Source organism: Pseudalkalibacillus berkeleyi (genome assembly GCF_021608225.1).
Taxonomy (GTDB): Bacteria; Bacillota; Bacilli; order Bacillales; family Fictibacillaceae; genus Pseudalkalibacillus; species Pseudalkalibacillus berkeleyi.
The window spans coordinates 133,785-150,081 of sequence record NZ_JAKIJS010000002.1 but is presented as its reverse complement, the minus strand read 5'-3'; the positions used below and the strand labels follow the sequence as shown (position 1 = coordinate 150,081).

Sequence of the window (16,297 nt, the reverse complement as noted above, 5' to 3'; positions counted from 1 at the left end):
ATACATAGAATGAATATAGAAATAACGTAACTGAAGCAAAAAAGCTCACATAAATCATCTGTTACACCTCGATTGTGGTTACTTTTCGAATCAATATGAATCCAATTACACCTGAAACTAAACCAGCTCCAAGCATGGCCATACCAATTACATTTGTAAATAAGGTTCCAATATAATCTGGCTCGATCAAATAGAGCAATACGGCTAAAATAATCGGTAAAAGACCAATTACGATTCCAGATAATTTTCCTTGCGCAGTGAGTGTTACAATTTGTCGCTGAATTTTGGTACGATCACGGATGGTTTGTACGATTTTATCTAAGACAGTCGCTAAATTACCACCGACCTGCCTCTGGATTAAGATCGCTTGGATCATGAGCTCTAAATCTTCACTCGGCATCCTTTCGTGAAGCTCATTCAGTGCATCCTCAAGCGAACTTCCATACTGCATTTCCTTTAACACATATCCGATTTCTGTGCTAATCGGATCATCAGATTCTTCTACTACAGTCTTTAATGCTTGCGGAAAACTAAATCCTGCACGTAGTGAGCCTACGACAGTCGAAATCATATCGGCTAAACCATCATTAAACTTTTGTATCCTTTTCTTCTCTTTTTTCTTAATCCACATATATGGATAGAAGTAACCGAAAGCAGCTCCGATGAACAACATCAATATTTTACCGAAAAGCAAGTACAGAAAGGAAGCTGCGAGTAAGGTTGAGATCCAACGAAATAAAATGAACTCCTCCGTCTTTAAAGGGACGCCTGCTCTTCTTAACATGTGCCCGAGTTTTCGGTTCTTCTTTTTCGAAACCTTTGAACGCACCCTTTGTTTATATAGCTGCATTTGTAGCAAAAGGTTGAATTTCCGTTTGTCTAATTTAGAGTGGTCACCCGTTGACAAATAGTAGTTCATTCGTTTATTCAATCGTTTATTTGATAACAACGTTACTTGTAAAATTGCATAAAAGAATAAGAAAGAGCTAATGGAAACCATCAGGACTAAATACGTATGCATCATCCCCATTCCTCCTCAGCTATGAATACACTCGGAGGAATGTCTAACCCAGATCTTTCAAGTAAATCATAGAACTTCGGTCTAACACCTGTAGGGACAAGCCGTCCAATGATTTTCCCGTCTGCATCAATGCCATCTTGCTGGAATTCAAAAATATCCTGAAGAATGATGACGTCACCTTCAAGTCCCTGGACTTCTGTAATTTTAGTAATCTTTCTCGTACCATCTTTTAGCCTTGATTGCTGTATGATCACATCAATGGCACCAGATATTTGTTCTCGGATCGCTTTTACAGGTAGCTCTACGCCTGCTAATAAGACCATTGTCTCAAGTCTTGAAATCATATCTCTCGGACTGTTCGAGTGCCCAGTCGCTAGTGATCCATCATGTCCGGTGTTCATCGCTTGTAGCATATCAAGTGCCTCTGCACCACGTACTTCTCCAATCACGATTCTGTCTGGTCTCATCCGTAAGGAGTTCCGAACGAGATCACGGATTGTAATCGAACCTTTCCCTTCAATATTTGGAGGTCTTGATTCAAGAGAAATAACATGAGGCTGCCCTAGTTGAAGTTCGGCTGCATCTTCAATGGTTACAATCCGTTCATCTTCAAAAATAAACGAAGACAGGACATTTAAGGTTGTCGTTTTTCCTGAACCTGTTCCTCCTGATACAAATATGTTCAATCTTGCTTTGACACACGCCTCAATGAAGGTAGCCATTTCTTTTGTCATCGTTCCGAAGCTGATCAAGTTATCAATTGTGAAAGGGTCTTTAGAAAATTTACGAATCGTAATCGTAGGTCCTATTAGAGATAGCGGAGGTATGATAGCATTTACACGCGATCCGTCAGGTAGTCTTGCATCAACCATTGGAGAGCTTTCATCAATTCTTCTTCCAATAGGCGCAACGATTTTTTCGATTACATTCATTACGTGGTCATCATCTCTAAACCTGACACCCGATAACAGCAGTTTTCCATTTTTCTCGATATAGACCATGTCAGGTCCATTCACCATGACCTCTGTCACATCTGGATCTATTAAAAGTGGATTGATCGGACCGAACCCTGTCAAATCATGGATGAGTTCCTGAACAACTTTTTTGCGGTCGATTGCGCCACGGAACAATTCATCATCTTTTATGATTTCGATTGCCATCCCATCCAATTTAGGAATGAGCTCATCGATGTCCTCATTATCATTCATTTCTTCAAGGATTTTCTTATGTAATCTATTTTTTAGTTCTAAATGCTTGTTCATCTTTTCTTGTTTCTTATCAGACTCTTCTTTTTGCCCTGCATTGGCATTCTTTTGAGGGCGGAAGCTAGTCATGATATCTGCTTTCTGAACAGGTTGCTCATGCGTGCTTGGCGCATCCTTTTCAACATGTTGAACCTTCTCTTGATTCTTTGCTTGTACCTTTTCTAATAGACTCATTTCATTCCCACCTAACTCCGTTTAGACCTTTGAAAAATTTTCGAAAGAAAGGATGGCTGTTCTGTGCCGTACACTTTGATTTCACGTCTCGATGTAAGCTGTTCGGCCATCTTAAAAATGGATTTCGCAAGCTCTGTCTTTCCTTGATTGACGACGAAAGGAATTCCGATGTTCAATGATTGGGATGCAACCTGAAAATCGTTGGGTATGTAGTGGGGTTCGTAATCTCCTAAAATATCAGGTACATCTGATGCAGAAATCACACTCTCCATAGTCGATCGATTGATGATAGTATTCACTTTTTCTCTCAAATCCAATGTTTCCAACGTTTCTAACATTAACTTTGTATTTTTCAATGTTGCCATTTCTAAATTCGTTAGCATAAGAATTTGATCCGCTTTTTCAACTAAAGGAAGGGTCTGATCATGAAGGCCGACATTCGTATCCACGATCACGTAGTCAAACGCCTCGAGCATCAAGTCTAGTATTTGTTGAATATTGTCTTTCGTTACTAGCTCAGAATATTCCGGTCGGTCAGGAGCGGCTAGGACACGCACACCACTTTCATGCTTACTGAAATAACTTGCTAGTGTCACTTCATCCAAATCATCTATATCTTCAATTACATTTTTAATTGTAAAAGCAGATTGGAGGTCCATAGCGAGCCCGACATCTCCGAACATGTAATCACCGTCGAGAATCGCGATTTTCATATTCTTTTTGCATAAAGCAACGGCTAAGTTGACCGTCATCACTGTACGGCCAACTCCACCTTTCGCACTGCAAATCGTGATCATTTCGCCACGACGCTTCGGCTTCTTTATTTCATTTTGCTCTTCAACTTTACTTGTCATCCTTAACAGCCTCCTTATCAGGCTTAACACGGGTCCTTAATACAATATGAACCGTACCTGATTCTGAAGCATTCACGAGCCGCACAGACTCATTCGGCATGACTTCTAGCGTTGCAGATGTGAATTCAACATAAGGTTCTCCTTCTGTCGTCTCGACTAGACGTCTACCAACAGCTAGTACCGTGACATTTTGGACAACAAATTCTGATACTTGTTCATCTCCAATTTTCTTAGTTCCGATTACATCTACTTGATCTCCTGGTTCTATTAAATTAGTGACTGATTGAGGGAGGTTCAATCCTACTGAAACAGCCCTAAAACCCTCTCGAACTTTTCTAGAAACGAATAACGTCTCTTCTTTCACATTTTGTAAATGATTAGTAAGTAAAGACTCTCCAAGTGCGATATCTGCTGTGGAATATTGGCCGATCGCCTCATCCATTTTTAGAACAGCATTTGTATGAACTCCTTCTTCAGGAAGTAACTTCGTTTCCAACATCTCTTTCGTGATCGGAACGTTCCGTTTGATTTCCGTAGAGGCTATTACAACCTCTTTCTTCGTTTGACTAGCGACCGTTTCAGAATCAAATTGCTTCATGTAATTAAAGAATAATACCGTTGTAATCAGCCCCATGACGATCGCCAATACCAATACGAGTTTTGATCTCAACATGTTCACCTACTCTGTTAGTCTAATCCCATATGCCCCGTTATCTTCCATCGTTTCATCCACGAAACCTGTACCAGCTCTCTTAATGAACATTCCAAATATTTCAGTGCTTTTCTGATCCATTGGCTCCATTATGTAGAAATAAGCAAAACCTGTTACTTTGATTGATTTCATTTGATTTTGATCCGCATCATAAGGTTCATATACGGGTACGAGAAGGATTCTTTCACAATCGCGTGGGTTAGCTCCTGCTTTCATTTCCTCCTCTGTTACTGTACAAGCGTTTACGAGTTCATTAATGACGGAACGTGTTTTCCCTGCGATATTACCGGTTTGTGTATCGATGATATCTCCGATTTTAATCGGACTTTGATATCCATTTCTCAGATTCTCTTCATACGTTTTAGCACCCGTACCGCCTAAAGCGAGTATTCCAAACACACCAGATTCATTATCATGGGGACCAACCTTTAATTGATAGGGTCTATAAAACTCCAGTGGTATAGAATCATCTATTCCAAGCGGTGCGGCACCAACGGCCTCAGACATGGACATAATGGATGCAGCAGCTTTTACTTTAACCGGTGTTGATTCCAATCCGAATAAGTTTGAAAAATGGAGAGGTACGTCCTTAGATAATTGGACACGAACCTCATCGTTCAACTTAATATTCATTGTCTCTAAACTTTCAATCTCAGCATGATCTTTAAGAATGTCCTCTACAATCTGACGTACTTCACTTTCGCTTACGGTTAGTTCTTGTGCGCCAGATAAAACAGAAGCATTCGCAACCTTTTGCAAGTGACTCTTTGTCATATATAACGACCCACCATCAATCACAAGTCCCATGATTGCAAGTAAGGCGACCATAGCTAAACCTACCAAAACGATCGTACTACCTGACTCCTCATTCATCGGATTTCTACGTTTTAGCATTGAAATGGCCCTCCTCACTCCACGCGTATAGTGGAATCGGTTTTTAACAAGACAGGTGACGGCAATATATTTGATATGAAAGGCGTGACGTATTCTACTGGATATTGAAGCGAGACACGAATATAGTCACCAGATTTTCTTGTTGTGTCACCGGGTGTTATCGATACCTCTAAAAGATCAGGGTCTCCAATATGTACATAATCCCTTGCAAATTCAGTGATGGCCGCATCATCTCTTCCTAAACCACCTAGCCGAACTGTTTCTTGTGTCGCTAGCTCTAAGTGCATATATGTATACATGATTCTTCCGACATCAAAGATCCCCATCAAAATGATCAATAATACCGGTAGAGCCAGTGCCATTTCTACGAGAGACTGCCCTCTCTCACTCTTGATCATAAAATCCACGCCTTCCCAATGAAGCTAAGGATGGCACCGCCTGCAATTGCAACCCCATAGGGATAAGTAGCTTTCATTGAATCCTTCGTAAGTGCTAACGGAATCTGCAAACCACTTTTCTTTGCATACAGCCAATTGACGTAGTACTTGAAACGCTTGATCGCTCCTCCACTAAAAAGAAGGATACCGATTGCAATCAATCCACCTACTAGCGCCATATAAATGGATGTGTTTAATACGAATATTGGGCCTTTGATCGCTCCAACCAACGCTAGAAGCTTCACGTCTCCTGCTCCCATTCCACCCAAGAAATACGGTATCAACAAGATTACAAATCCGATTAAGAAACCAAGTGCAGATGTACCTAAGCCAGACCAACCGTTCATAATAAAGTGCAATAGGAATGAAAGAATAAGTGCAGGAAAAATCACCTTATTATAAATCAGCCGCTTTCTAACATCTGTAATGACGCAAATAAGCAAGACGATGAGTAAGATTGTATTAAATAACATGATCCAAACCCCTCAACTTTTGTTGAAAAAATGGCCCTACGCTTCTAACGTAAGGCCTACTGCTCAAATATTAACCAGTTGTCGTATCCTCTCTACCTTTTACTAAAGAAACAACATCCTTGAACATTGTCACGATCTCTTCTCTTAATAATGCCAATGATCCAACTGCAGCTACTGCAATCAAACCTAGTACTAGTCCGTATTCAGTCATCCCTTGTCCTTGCTCTTCTACGATCAAACCTTTTAATTTGTTCATCATGATACTCGCTCCTTTAAATTTTGGATTTGGACGAAGTGTCCTTTTTTCAGCTTTGTCTTATGAATCGTACCTGCAGGTAACTCAATGACAGATGCAGTTCCTTCATGATGTTTACCGATTTGTCCTGGATGAATGTACCGATCTAATGCAATGACTTCATTCGATTCACTCAAATACAGAACGTCAATCTCGAAATTCATGAAATACGTATGGATCGACCGACAGGGTTTTATATGAACTGCACAACCTTCCGGAAATGATGAAGTAAACATAAGTCCTTTTAATCGCTTAAAGAATGAATAGGCCGGAATGACTTGATCCGAAATGATAGCTCCGGTTGTCAGGTTAATGAGCTCCAATAGAACACCTCCTTCTTTCCAACAGAAAATACCCTGCCTTTACCGAAAGGAGGGTACCAAAAATAAACGGCAAAACACCCTGTAATTCTTTCGGTAACTGGCTAGCTTAGTGCAATGATGCACCTTAGCCCCTTTAGTTTTGCGCCGCTGGCTTTCACCAGTTTTGCCTTTATCGAGATTCAGTATGGTTTGTCGTTGAATCCGATATATTGTAACTTCATCATACGAAAAGTCGAACTTTGAAACATCCTGCAAAATACGTGTATTTGTCAGAATATTTAGTGAATATATAGAACTATGTGTAAAATTTTTACACGACTATAGTCTGTGTAAATTAAAACTTTTATGTTGATAATAATAGATTTAACGGGACTTTGCACCTGTTTCGTTACCTTCTAGTTAAAAGTTTTTAGTTTGCAACCGATATTATTTCTTATAAAGGGTAAATGGTCACCCCCACATACTATATACCTACACACAAAAGAACGTCCTCTTGTATTAAGAGGACGTTTCGTCTTTTTTGCTTAAATTTAATTTCATTAAAATCTCATCATAATAATATCCTTCAATCTTCAAGGAGTGCTCTTCAACTCCGTATGATTGAAATCCGAGCTTTTCATAAGACCTGATTGCCGATCGATTTTCACTCATGACCGTCAAAAGGATTTGTTCGATGCCTTCGATACTACTTGCTTCATCAACTAAATATTGTAAAAGCTTAAATCCAATACCATTTCTCTGCACATGTTGACTCACATAAACGCCTACAATTTCACCTTTATGTTTCAATTTCTTCTTCGTATGTTGAAAGAATGTCCCAATTCCGACGAGCTCATTCCCATAATAAGCGCCAGCAGTGAACCGATCTTCTTTCTCCATATTATGTTTCACATCATTTATGGTACGGGTAACCTCTTCTTCATAAGAAGAAGCAAACGCTTCTGGAAACTTCTCTAAACCTTCTAATCGTAATTTGTAATAAGCCTCTGCTTCATCAGGTCCGAGCTTGCGAATTTCAATCATGTACGTTCCCCTCTCTACTCGTTAATGTACAAGCTACAATTGAGTTTCCAATCCTGTTTCTTCAATTCGGTAAACGCCATGCATTATCCTCCACTAGAGGTACTATCTTTATCAGAATGCGGAGATTCCTTTTGTCTAATCAATGTTTTTAAATTTATTTTGTCATTAAAAATTTACGCTACTTTAACAGTGGTTTGTTAAGATCGTTTGTGAAATTACTTAAAGGAGGAAACTTAAGTGAATCACCTTTTTAAAATCATTGCTGTCATTCTTACAACATTTATGGTCGTGCCTCTGTCAGCAGGAGCTTCAGAAGGACCGATAAGTATAATTGGAAAACAAGATGGCGGTATCGGTAATACAACCAATTATTTAGATGAAGTTCCTAACATTTCTGTAGATCCGAAAGTCAACGATATCATTTATCCACTCTTTTCTACTCCAGCTATAAAGGAGAAAAATCAATCACTTACCATAAAAATTGATAGCCAAGGAAAAGAAGCAGCTGGTTGGGCTGTAAAACTCAAGCCGACTAATCATTCTGCGCTTACAGAAACATACGAATTACCAGTGCAAAAGGTTACAGAAGGAAGTTCACATTGGAAAAACAGTTCTAAGATTTATGATGTAACCGTTCAAATCCCTAAAAATGTACCTGAAGAGTTATACGACCTTGAAGTAACTTATACAGCAAACGGTCAACGGAAAACAGATCAACAGCCTCACTCCGTCAAAGTACTAGACAAGTTCAATAAGGATTTCACGTTTTTACATCTAACGGATACACACATTGGTTCTCCGCGAAACCTTGGAAATCAAGACGATCCTTCCACTGTCAGCCCTGGACGTCTTAAAGAAGCAGGAATGTGGGATCCCGATCCAAAGAAGCGTTGGTTATATCTTCAAAAAGCCATTAAAGAAGTAAACTTGAAGAACCCTGATTTCGTCGTTGTAACAGGAGACCTTATGTACGGGCAAATGAATCCACAAGAATACATTTATGAATATGATGAAACCTATGAGATGCTTCAAAAGCTAGATGTTCCCGTTTATCTAGTACCTGGTAACCACGACTACTATGCACAAGACGCGACATTAGCTGATGGAGCAAAGTATTGGGAGCAATATTTTGGACCTCAATATTTTTCTTTTGATTACGGTCCTTACGCTCACTTTATCGGATATAACTCATTTGATTGGCATAAATTTGACCGTAGCGGTCACGGGACGGTATCTGTGCCGACATGGGGTGGACAAATTCGCCAAGAACAGCTTGAGTGGGTGAAAAAAGATCTTGAAGAAAACGAGAAAACAGCTCAACCAGATCAAATCAAAGGACTGTTTTCACACCACAACCCACTTTGGCGAGACCGTGATATTTGGCCACAGGATGATCCAGATGTACAGAAATATTGGAAGCAATATGATGAACAACACAATCCACAAAGCATTGAAACATTGACACTCGGGGAGAAGTTAGGCATCCAGTATGACCAACAATGGCATGGTGAAAATGCACATGAATTGATTGATGTCATGAAACAAAATAACGTCAATCTCAGTTTGCATGGACATACTCACATTGACGATGTCACTGAGAAAGATGGAATCCTATATACGACGACAACCGCCATCGAACTAAGCGGGAAACCATGGGTAGGATTCAGACCCTTTCAAGTTAAAAATGGTAATGTAACATCATATAACTATGAAGAACCTGGGCGATCTGTACCCGTTTATGAGAACGGAGATACTGAAAGTGGTGTAATGTCGCTAGAGTCTGAATATAAGAATCCAAATGACGGTCATTCAACTCAACAAACCGTAACCATTCATAACCGATTGAATAAAGCAATGACAGTGACAATCCCCATCTACCTTGTAAAAGGTGATTATGATGTGTCAGAAGGTACTGTGAAGCAAAATGTGAGATCTGGTGATCGGCAATATGTGGAAGTGGTAATCACTGTACCTGCAAACAGCACGAAAGAAATAGAAATTAAATAAGAGACGTAACTGATTCAATCGTGCATAAATCAAATTTATCGTGCAAATAATTCGATTATCGTGCATATATCAAATTTATCGTGCAAATAATTCAATTATCGTGCATATATCAACTTTATTGTGCAAATATCACTATTCAAACGGAACACATTTATATAGTTAAAACTCCTGCACACCTGTTGCAGGAGTTATTTATTTTATTCCCTCAATGCATATCCCTTCTTCTAATCGGGTAAACCAAAAATGATAATTCCATATTCTTTTTTATAAAGGGACAGTCTATTTCTTATTGACAAAACCATAAGAATGATTTAAGTTTTGTCTATAGGAAACATTTTTATAACTGGGCATATATTATGACTGTTACTAATATGGTCATTTATTTTTTAAATAAATGTTGCGCATGTACAACTTTTGTTTATAAGGTGAATCTTGTTAGTTATACGCACGTGAGAGGAGTGAATAAGAGTGCCAAATGTACTTAATGTAAATAATTTAAACGTATCCTATCTTGGTAACGTTGCATTAACCAATATATCGTTCCAAGTGGAACAAGGAAGCTTAGTTGGCATTATCGGTCCGAACGGCGCAGGAAAATCAACACTTATAAAAGCATTGATGGACCTTATACCGTCTGAGACAGGTAAGGTTGAAATTCTAGAAAAACCAGTCAAAAAAGTACGGAAGAAAATCGCATACGTTCCACAACGGAATGATATTGACTGGGACTTTCCAATACTCGTTCTTGATGCTGTATTAATCGGGACTTATCCACATCTTGGTGTTTTCAAAAGACCGAAGAAGGAACAACGGGAATGGGCATACGAGTGCTTGAAGCGCGTAGGTATGGAGGAATTCAGCAAACGACAAATCGGAGAGCTTTCTGGCGGACAGCAGCAAAGAGTTTTCTTAGCTCGCGCACTTGCACAAAAAGCTGATGTGTTCTTTTTGGATGAACCGTTTGTTGGCGTTGATCTTTCCAGTGAAAATACAATCATCCACATTCTGAAGGAAATGCAGAAAGAGGGCAAAACAATTCTCGTTGTACACCATGACTTGAGTAAAGCCAACGAGTACTTCGACGAATTGATCTTATTAAACAAAGAGTTAATTGCAAAAGGTGAAGTTCATCAAGTCTTAGAAGCGCAAACCATACAGAGAGCTTACGGTAATCCTCTTGCATTTATGAGTGACAATATGGGAGTGAACCAAGCATGAACTTTATAGAAGCGATCATACAGTACGAATTTCTTCAAAAAGCATTAATTACATCCGTGATGGTCGGCATCATTTGTGGCGTAATTGGATGCTTCATCATCCTGAGAGGTATGGCTCTTATGGGTGATGCGATTTCACACGCTGTATTGCCAGGTGTTGCAATATCCTACATGCTAGGGATCAACTTCTTCTTCGGAGCCGTATTTACAGGTGTTTTAACTGCGATCGGAATTGGTTTTGTCAGTCAAAACAGTCGATTGAAAAACGATACCGCAATCGGGATTTTATTTACATCCGCCTTCGCGGCAGGGATTATTTTAATCACCTTTATGAAGAGTAGTACTGACTTGTATCATATCTTGTTTGGTAATGTGCTTGCCGTTCGCCCATCTGACATGTGGGTTACGCTCGCAATCGGGATTCTTGTTATTGCAGGTGTCTACTTCTTTTATAAAGAATTACTCGTCACTTCATTCGACGCAACAATGGCTCAAGCATACGGGTTATCGACTAGAGTCATCCATTACTTATTAATGACCTTGCTGACAATGGTTACAGTCGCTTCACTTCAAACAGTAGGAATTGTCCTTGTTGTTGCGATGTTGATTACACCTGCAGCAACAGCCTATCTTTTGACAGATCGATTATGGGTCATGATTTATCTAGCAGCAGGATTTGGAACGATTGCTTCAGTCGTCGGTTTGTATTACAGCTTTATGTATAACCTTCCATCCGGAGCTACAATCGTACTCACATCTACAATCTTATTTGTCGCAGTATTCTTATTCTCACCGAAACATGGTTTTGTGAGAAAACTAATTAAATCTAGAAAAAGAGCTTCAATAGCAAGCTAGGGAGAGGGGAACAACAAAATGTTGAAAAAAGCATATTTATTATTTGTAGGGGTTTTAATGGCATTGCTGTTAGCTGCTTGTAGTGGCGATAGCGAAGCAGAAGGTGGAAAGAAAGATGGAGAAAAGCTTAAGGTCGTTACGACTTATTCCATTTTATACGATATGGTCAAAAATGTAGGTGGAGACAAAGTTGAGGTTCACAGTATGGTTAAAATCGGAGCGAACCCACATGAATATGATCCACTTCCAGAAGACGTTAAGAAGACAGCTGACGCTGACGCAGTATTTTATAACGGATTGAACCTTGAAGCAGGTAACTCATGGTTTGAAAAGCTTCTCGGTACGACTGGAAAAGATGGAGAAGATGCTCCTGTCTTTCGTCTAAGTGAAGGCGTAGATCCAAAATACTTAACAACAAAAGGTAAAGAAGGTGAAGAGGATCCTCACGCATGGTTGGACATCGCAAACGGCATTAAGTATGTAGAAAACATCCGTGATGGTCTGATTGAAGCTGACCCTGATAACAAAGAAACGTATGAGAAAAACGCTGAAGAATATATTTCAAAGCTAGAAAAGTTACATGAAGAAGCAAAAACGAGCTTTAGCAAAATTCCGAAAGAAGACCGCTTCCTCATTACGAGTGAAGGTGCTTTCAAATACTTCAGTGCAGCTTATGACATCCAATCAGGATACATCTGGGAAATTAACGCTGAAAACCAAGGTACACCTGACCAAGTCCGCCAAGTTGTAGACTTAATTCGTGAAAAAGACGTCAAAGTTCTATTCCTAGAAACGAGTATTGATGCACGTAGTATGGAAACCGTATCACGTGAAACAGGTATCCCAATCGGTGGTAAAGTCTTTACAGACTCTATCGGGGCTCCAGGTGAAGACGGAGACTCTTACATCAAAATGATGGAGTGGAACATCAATACGATTAGAGAACAGCTAGAAAAGCATTCTAAGTAAGTTTGAAAAGCGCAAGCGCCCTGTATAGTCAAGAAGGTCACTGGAAGTCCGATGAGGAGGCTGTTGCCGCCGCTGGAGGACTGAAGTGATCCAAGTGACTGGGTGCTGTAGCTAGACATTACATCTATGTGACCTGACATTAAGTGATGATCTCAGAACCTGGGATCATCACTTTTTTTGTTTGCTATGCATAACACCGGTAAAGCCCCTCTTTCTATCCGCCATTTCTTATTTCTCTCCCTACCGCGGACAGTAAACACCCCTTTCTATCCGCCATTTCTCATTTCTCACTCTACCGCGGACAGTAAACACCCCTTTCTATCCGCCGTATTGTCTTTCTCACTCTACCGCGGACAGTAAGCACCCCTTTCTATCCGCCATTTCTCATTTCTCACTCTACCGTGGACAGTAAGCACCTCTTTCTATCCGCCATTTCTCATTTCTCACTCTACCGCGGACAGTAAGCACCTCTTTCTATCCGCCATTTTGGCTTTCTCCCTCCACCGCGGACAGTAAACCCCTCTTTCTATCCGCCATTTCTCATTTCTCACTCTACCGCGGACAGTAAGCACCTCTTTCTATCCGCCATTTCTCATTTCTCACTCTACCGCGGACAGTAAGCATCTCAATGTGACCTTCCATACAATAATACCTTACTAATCTCCAAGTTCATTCAACAAAAAGAAGAGGTGGACTCGATTATCAGCCCATCTCTATACCTCAAATACATTATGCTTTTAAATAACCGTTTTCAACGGCATCTTCTATTACTGCTTGGGCATATTCCCACAGATCCTCTGATCCTTCAGCAATTGTCTTGTTACGGCTCAGCACTTGCTCTTTACGAATATCGTGCTTTTGCCATGTGATCCCTTTCGTCTGATGATTCAAGAGCATTGGATGAAGGCGATCAAGTGCAGCAGCAAATCTTGCTTCAGCCGTCTCCCTATCTTCAAACTCTCTCCATAAAGCATAAATCATATCAGCTTGATCTTCAGGTAAGATAGAGAAAATTCGTTCTGCAGCCTCTTCTTCTCTTTCCTCTTTATCTTCATATCCTTTTTCATCATATGCAAATGTATCTCCAGCATCGATCTCAACTAAGTCATGAATCAGGAGCATTTTAACGACATGCAAAATATTGATATTCTTTTCATTCGCATACTCCTCAAGAACAATCGCCATGACAGCTAAATGCCAAGAGTGTTCTGCATCATTTTCTCTTCTAGAGCTATCAGTTACATGCGTCTGTCTCAATATATTTTTCAACTGATCAATTTCTAACAAGAACCCCATTTGTTGTTGCAATCGTTGGATCTCCAAGAGTAAGTCCCCCTCTAATTATATCTCACTCTATTATACACAAAGTCCTTCACAACGCTTGAATACTTCAAGGTACTGTTCACGGTCATTCGCATCAAACTCAGTATTTATATACTGGATGATGCCTTCCTTATCAATGATAAATACTGACCGTTTTGCGGTTAAATTTTCTTCATTTAATACACCATAATCCTTCGCTGTTGTCTTGTACCAATCGGATAAAAGCGGATAAGGTAATGTACCTAAGCTTGCTGCGAAAACGTTATGTGCATAAATATGGTCAACACTGATCGCCAAGACCTCAGTGTCATTTTCATAAAATCTGTTGAAATCCTCTTTCCAAGAGGTGATTTCTTTAATTCATCCAGGTGTGAAATCTAGCGGGTAAAATGCAACCATGACATGCTTCTCACCTTTAAAATCTGATAAACGAATCTTTTCACCTTTCGTTGAGGACAGATTGAAATCTGGTGCAACTTGTCCAATCTCTAGTTGTTGTGCCACTACGGGATACCTCCTTATTAATTAGAATCATGTCTAAAGTATCTCTTAAAACCTTGTCCACTAATCATAAGATATGCAAGCTAGTCACCAATTGTATAAGACAAGTGTGCTAAAAATTTTCATCACATCGTATATATGAATGAACGCATATTGATTAAACTTAAGGAGATGAAACACTATGAGTATTAAGTTAATCAAAATTTCAGCAGTATATTTTGCAATCGGAGTCATAATGGGAATGTACATGTCAATGGAACATGCCTTTGAACTCATGCCAGTTCATGCCCATTTGAACCTATTAGGCTGGACATCGCTCACTTTGGCTGGAATCATTTATCATTTATTTCCGAAAGCCGCAGAAACTACATTAGCAAAAATTCATTTCTGGGGACACAACATCGGACTCCCAATCATGATGCTAGGGCTAGCGCTTTTCGTTTATGGACATGATCAATACGAACCCGCAATTGCGGTAGGCGCGACGATCACAGTTGTTAGCGTATTACTATTCGTCATCAATGTTTTGAAAAATGTCAAAGCAGAAGGATAATAGTTACAGTACAAAAGGTTGACTGCTATAGGTCAGCCTTTTCATTTTCCTCAAACTGCTGGAACACCGTCTCTTGCGTAATTGGATAAACCTCTTCACCACAAATTGTATTAATGATTTGTTGGTTGCGATAAACAGAAAGTCCAAGATTCGTCGCTCCAGCCCCATGGGAATGCTCTAAATTCGTTAGTGTAAAAATATGATTGTTACGTTGGTTTTTAAATTGCAAACGATAATCTATTGAAACTTTGTAGCGCTTCTCATCCTCCCACTCTATCTGGTCGTTGAACTTCTCGAACCACTTAGGAATATGCGGCTTATAACCCGTAGCGAGCACGACTTTTTCAGAATGATGGCGAAATGATTCTCCTTTTTGCCATTGATGGCAAGAAAGCTGATATCCTGACTCATTTTCAGCATTTTGTATTTTCTGCACTTCTGTTAATGGTTGAATCGTTACATTTCTCGTTTGTTGATCGACAGAGCGGTGATATAGCAGATCATAAATTTTCTTCAGCGTCTCAGGATCGATCCCTTTCCGAAGTTGCCCTAGTGTTGATAATGCATTCTTCCGATCTTCAAACGAAAGCTCATGAAAGTACGACACATAATCAGGTGAGAACACTTCCTGTCCAAGCTTCGCTGATTCTAATTGCAGAAAGCCAACAGATCGGGTATACCATGTTAGGTCATATCGATATTGATGTTGATCTGCCAAAAGCTCATAGAAAACTTCAGCAGCGCTTTGCCCTGAACCAATGACGGTAATGGAATTCGATCGCTTTGCTTCCTCTTCATAAAACCTGAACTGACTCGAATGAAATACATCTTCAGTCGAACACCCTTCTGTTTCCATTGGAACGAGTGGAACACTTCCCGTACCCATCACGATATGCTTTGAAAAAAAGTGTTCAACAGCTTGCGTTTCAATATCATGTACAACTACCTCATAATAGGCTTCTGACTCTTGAGCGTTGTACTTAACATCTATGACACGTTTTCCAAATGAACAATTATCTAATCGTGATGCAACCCATGCTGCATAATCACTATATTCACGTCTTGGTATATCAAAACGATTGAAGAAGTAAAATTTATATAGCCGATTGTTAGCATGTAGATAATTTAAAAAAGAATGAGGATTCGTTGGATCTGCTAAAGTAACGAGATCCGCAAGAAAAGGAACTTGTAAATCACTACCTTCAATTAACATACCTGGATGCCATTCAAATTTCGCGCTCTGATCAAAGAAAAGTGCATCCATTCCATCCACTTGATCCGCTAATGCAGCAAGCCCCAAATTAAACGGACCAATCCCTACGCCAATTACATCGTACATTTTACATTCATTCACTGAACCACATCCTTTACTATGTTCGACACTTTTTTCAATTGCTTAAA

Annotated in this window: 18 protein-coding genes and 1 riboswitch; of the genes, 5 read left to right on the top strand and 13 right to left on the bottom strand. The window is 39.7% G+C overall.

Annotation, left to right across the window (positions count from 1 at the left end; genetic code table 11):
* Nucleotides 1-61: 61 nt before the first annotated feature.
* The 10 genes from L2716_RS16220 to L2716_RS16175 form a co-directional block, all read right to left on the bottom strand.
* Nucleotides 62-1,024, bottom strand: coding sequence for a type II secretion system F family protein (locus L2716_RS16220; RefSeq protein ID WP_236338047.1), 963 nt, complete (start codon nt 1,022-1,024; stop codon nt 62-64).
* Nucleotides 1,021-2,460 carry a TadA family conjugal transfer-associated ATPase gene (locus L2716_RS16215; RefSeq protein ID WP_236338046.1) on the bottom strand — a complete coding sequence of 480 codons (1,440 nt, stop codon included), beginning with the start codon at nt 2,458-2,460 and terminating at the stop codon, nt 1,021-1,023. The genes L2716_RS16220 and L2716_RS16215 overlap by 4 nt, the downstream gene beginning before the upstream one ends.
* An 11-nt stretch (nt 2,461-2,471) precedes the next feature.
* Nucleotides 2,472-3,314, bottom strand: a complete 843-nt coding sequence (locus L2716_RS16210; protein ID WP_236338045.1) for a CpaE/TadZ family protein — start codon at nt 3,312-3,314, stop codon at nt 2,472-2,474.
* Nucleotides 3,304-3,987 carry a Flp pilus assembly protein CpaB gene (cpaB, locus tag L2716_RS16205; RefSeq protein ID WP_236338044.1) on the bottom strand — a complete coding sequence of 228 codons (684 nt, stop codon included), beginning with the start codon at nt 3,985-3,987 and terminating at the stop codon, nt 3,304-3,306. Before cpaB ends, L2716_RS16210 begins: the two co-directional genes overlap by 11 nt.
* A gap of 6 nt (nt 3,988-3,993) precedes the next feature.
* Entirely contained in the window at nt 3,994-4,920 is a 927-nt protein-coding gene (locus tag L2716_RS16200) for a pilus assembly protein TadG-related protein (protein ID WP_236338043.1), read from the bottom strand.
* Nucleotides 4,921-4,934: 14 nt separating this feature from the next.
* Nucleotides 4,935-5,318 (bottom strand): TadE/TadG family type IV pilus assembly protein, encoded by a 384-nt coding sequence (locus tag L2716_RS16195; RefSeq protein ID WP_236338042.1) that lies wholly within the window; start codon nt 5,316-5,318, stop codon nt 4,935-4,937.
* Nucleotides 5,315-5,830, bottom strand: coding sequence for an A24 family peptidase (locus L2716_RS16190; RefSeq protein WP_236338041.1), 516 nt, complete (start codon nt 5,828-5,830; stop codon nt 5,315-5,317). Before L2716_RS16190 ends, L2716_RS16195 begins: the two co-directional genes overlap by 4 nt.
* A gap of 70 nt (nt 5,831-5,900) precedes the next feature.
* Entirely contained in the window at nt 5,901-6,089 is a 189-nt protein-coding gene (locus L2716_RS16185; RefSeq protein ID WP_236338040.1) for a Flp family type IVb pilin, read from the bottom strand.
* Entirely contained in the window at nt 6,086-6,448 is a 363-nt protein-coding gene (locus tag L2716_RS16180) for a DUF192 domain-containing protein (RefSeq protein WP_236338039.1), read from the bottom strand. The genes L2716_RS16185 and L2716_RS16180 overlap by 4 nt, the downstream gene beginning before the upstream one ends.
* An 89-nt stretch (nt 6,449-6,537) precedes the next feature.
* Nucleotides 6,538-6,626: riboswitch (cyclic di-GMP riboswitch) on the bottom strand.
* Nucleotides 6,627-6,946: 320 nt separating this feature from the next.
* On the bottom strand, nt 6,947-7,471 hold the full coding sequence (locus L2716_RS16175; protein ID WP_236338038.1) for a GNAT family N-acetyltransferase: 525 nt from the start codon (nt 7,469-7,471) through the stop codon (nt 6,947-6,949).
* Between the two features lie 237 nt (nt 7,472-7,708).
* Between L2716_RS16175 and L2716_RS16170 the strand changes: the two genes are divergently transcribed.
* From L2716_RS16170 to L2716_RS16155, 4 genes are all read left to right on the top strand, one after another.
* Nucleotides 7,709-9,478, top strand: a complete 1,770-nt coding sequence (locus L2716_RS16170; protein ID WP_236338037.1) for a metallophosphoesterase family protein — start codon at nt 7,709-7,711, stop codon at nt 9,476-9,478.
* 468 nt (nt 9,479-9,946) lie between these two features.
* Nucleotides 9,947-10,696, top strand: coding sequence for a metal ABC transporter ATP-binding protein (locus tag L2716_RS16165; protein ID WP_236338036.1), 750 nt, complete (start codon nt 9,947-9,949; stop codon nt 10,694-10,696).
* The gene (locus L2716_RS16160) at nt 10,693-11,550 is read left to right on the top strand and encodes a metal ABC transporter permease (protein WP_236338035.1); all 858 of its coding nucleotides are present in this window, start codon (nt 10,693-10,695) and stop codon (nt 11,548-11,550) included. The genes L2716_RS16165 and L2716_RS16160 overlap by 4 nt, the downstream gene beginning before the upstream one ends.
* Before the next feature lie 18 nt (nt 11,551-11,568).
* On the top strand, nt 11,569-12,519 hold the full coding sequence (locus L2716_RS16155; RefSeq protein ID WP_236338034.1) for a metal ABC transporter substrate-binding protein: 951 nt from the start codon (nt 11,569-11,571) through the stop codon (nt 12,517-12,519).
* A 729-nt stretch (nt 12,520-13,248) separates the two neighbouring features.
* Here L2716_RS16155 and L2716_RS16150 read toward each other — a convergent pair.
* Nucleotides 13,249-13,842: an HD domain-containing protein gene (locus L2716_RS16150; RefSeq protein ID WP_329610144.1), complete on the bottom strand. Its 594-nt coding sequence runs from the start codon at nt 13,840-13,842 to the stop codon at nt 13,249-13,251.
* 33 nt (nt 13,843-13,875) lie between these two features.
* Nucleotides 13,876-14,346, bottom strand: a complete 471-nt coding sequence (locus L2716_RS16145; protein ID WP_236338033.1) for a redoxin domain-containing protein — start codon at nt 14,344-14,346, stop codon at nt 13,876-13,878.
* Nucleotides 14,347-14,524: 178 nt separating this feature from the next.
* On the opposite strand from L2716_RS16145, the gene L2716_RS16140 reads away from it, so the two are divergent.
* Nucleotides 14,525-14,896, top strand: coding sequence for a cytochrome-c oxidase (locus L2716_RS16140; RefSeq protein ID WP_236338032.1), 372 nt, complete (start codon nt 14,525-14,527; stop codon nt 14,894-14,896).
* Nucleotides 14,897-14,921: 25 nt separating this feature from the next.
* Here L2716_RS16140 and L2716_RS16135 read toward each other — a convergent pair whose 3' ends face one another.
* Complete coding sequence (locus L2716_RS16135; protein WP_236338106.1) at nt 14,922-16,235, bottom strand: lysine N(6)-hydroxylase/L-ornithine N(5)-oxygenase family protein; 1,314 nt, start codon at nt 16,233-16,235, stop codon at nt 14,922-14,924.
* Nucleotides 16,236-16,297: the final 62 nt, after the last annotated feature.